The sequence below is a fragment of the Rhodococcus sp. CX genome, from assembly GCF_015865005.1.
Classification (GTDB): Bacteria; Actinomycetota; Actinomycetes; order Mycobacteriales; family Mycobacteriaceae; genus Rhodococcus.
In genome coordinates, this window is the sequence record NZ_JADZGH010000271.1 from 1 (window position 1) to 2,376 (window position 2,376).

A 2,376-nucleotide genomic window follows, 5' to 3' on the forward strand; every position below is an offset into this window, starting at 1 on the left:
GTATGACGGAGTATCAGATTTCTCGTCGACTGTTGCGAGCCTGCCGGCTCCACCGGTCGTGGATACGCGGTAATGACCTCGTGCGTCTTCTGCGCGATCGTCGCAGGTGAGGCTCCGGCAAGCGTCGTGCTCGACGAGCCGGACGTGATCGCGTTCATGGACATCCGGCCGTTCACGGCCGGACATCTACTGGTCGTTCCGAAGCGTCACGCATCGGGTCTGGCAGAACTCGACCCCGAGGACGGGGCGCGCATCTTCGATGCGGGCCGGCGCATCGCCATCGCGCTGCGTTCCGGCGACCTGCCCGTCGACGGCGTGAACCTCTTCCTGGCCGACGGCACCGCCGCGGGGCAGGAGGTCTTCCACGTCCACCTGCACGTCATTCCGCGAAGGCACGGTGACGGGTTCGGTCTGCGTGCGGTACCCCGCAGTCCGAACCGGACCGTGCTCGACGGTACTGCCGCCGCGATCCGCGACGCTCTGTCGCGGTAGCGGCGGCACCGTCGGGTCGACCGGACGGCGGGTTGCGACGGGATTTGTCCGACCCGGTGATCTACGGTGCTCTTGTGGCCCGTGCGCAACCGATCCTGACGCCGCTCACCGAGGCGGCGATCTTCCTCGTCGCGACCGTCGACGAGGGTGGCGAATCCGACGTTCGTGACCTGCTCGAAGACCTCGCGGCTCTGCGCCGCGCGGTGGGATTCCGGATCCCCGAGGGTGGTCTGTCCTGCGTCGTGGGCATCGGCTCCCGACTGTGGGACCGGCTGTTCGACGGCCCGCGGCCGGCCGAGCTTCACGAGTTCGTCGAACTCGACGGGGGAGTGCACCGTGCCCCGTCCACACCCGGCGACCTGCTCTTCCACATCCGGGCCTCCTCTCAGGACCTGTGCTTCGAGCTCGCCGCCAAGATCGACGACAGGTTGCGCCCGGTGGCGACCTTCGTCGACGAGGTGCACGGCTTCCGCTACTTCGATCGTCGCGACCTGCTCGGTTTCGTCGACGGCACCGAGAACCCCGAGGACGAGGACGCGGTCGCCGCGGCTCTCGTCGGCGACGAGGACGCCGAGTTCGCCGGTGGTAGCTACGTGATCGTGCAGAAGTACCTGCACAACCTCGAGGCCTGGAACGCGTTGCCGGTCGAGGAGCAGGAACGCGTGATCGGCCGGACCAAACTCGACGACATCGAACTCGACGACGACGTCAAGCCGTCGAACTCGCACGTCGCGCTCAACAACGTCACCGATGCGGACGGCAACGAACGACAGATCGTGCGCGCCAACATGGCGTTCGGGAGCATCGGCAGCGGCGAATTCGGCACCTACTTCATCGGATACGCGGCCACGCCGGACGTCACCGAGCAGATGCTGCGCAACATGTTCCTCGGCAATCCGCCGGGCAACCACGATCGGATTCTCGACTTCTCCACGGCGGTCACCGGCGGATTGTTCTTCTGCCCGTCCGCCGAGTTCCTGGAGGATCTTCCCGCACCGCGCCGCACCGTGAACGCCGAAGCGGGTCCGGAGCCCGTCGACGGGCGTTCGACCACACCGGGCGACGGATCACTCGGAATAGGCACTCTCAGAAGGAGTTCGACGCGATGAACAACCTCTACCGCGATCTCGCCCCGATCACCGATGCCGCGTGGGCGTCGATCGAGGAGGAGGCGATCCGCACCTTCAAGCGGCACGTCGCCGGCCGCACGGTCGTGGACTTCTCCGGCCCGCACGGCGTCGATTTCGCCGCGGTCGGGCTGGGGCGCACCGAGACGATCGCTGCTCCCGCCGAGGGTGTGCAGTCGCGGCGGCACCGGGTCGCGCCGCTCGTCGAGCTGCGGGTGCCGTTCACGCTGTCCCGCGAGGAGATCGACAACGTCGAGCGCGGCGCGCAGGACTCCGACTGGGATCCGGTGAAGGAGGCTGCGAAGAAGATCGCGTTCGCGGAGGACCGCGCGATCTTCGAGGGCTACGCGGCGGCCGGGATCGAAGGGATCCGCGCGAGTTCGTCGAATCCGGCGCTGAACCTGCCGGAGGATCCGCGCGACATTCCCGAGGCGATCAGCCAGGCCTTGTCGCAGTTGCGTCTCGCCGGTGTCGGCGGCCCGTACTCGGTGCTGCTCGGTGCCGACGAGTTCACGAAGGTCAGCGAGACGGCCGATCACGGCTACCCGATCCGGGAGCAGATCCGCCGGCTCATCGACGGCGACATCATCTGGGCTCCCGCGATCGACGGCGCGTTCGTGCTCAGCACCCGCGGCGGCGACTTCGACCTGCAGATCGGTCAGGACCTGTCCATCGGGTATCTGTCGCACGACGCCGAGACCGTGCAGCTGTACTTCCAGGAATCGCTGACGTTCCTCGTCTACACGGGCGAGGCGTC

3 protein-coding genes are annotated in these 2,376 nt (G+C 67.5%); all 3 read left to right on the forward strand.

What is annotated here, in order from left to right:
- The first annotated feature begins 72 nt into the window (after window positions 1-72).
- On the forward strand, window positions 73-492 hold the full coding sequence (locus I0Q12_RS30645; protein ID WP_197257709.1) for an HIT family protein: 420 nt from the start codon (window positions 73-75) through the stop codon (window positions 490-492).
- Window positions 493-566: 74 nt separating this feature from the next.
- Window positions 567-1,601 carry a Dyp-type peroxidase gene (locus tag I0Q12_RS30650; RefSeq protein ID WP_197257711.1) on the forward strand — a complete coding sequence of 345 codons (1,035 nt, stop codon included), beginning with the start codon at window positions 567-569 and terminating at the stop codon, window positions 1,599-1,601.
- A partial coding sequence (locus tag I0Q12_RS30655; RefSeq protein ID WP_197257721.1) for a family 1 encapsulin nanocompartment shell protein occupies window positions 1,598-2,376 on the forward strand: 779 nt, incomplete at its 3' end. The genes I0Q12_RS30650 and I0Q12_RS30655, both read left to right, overlap by 4 nt.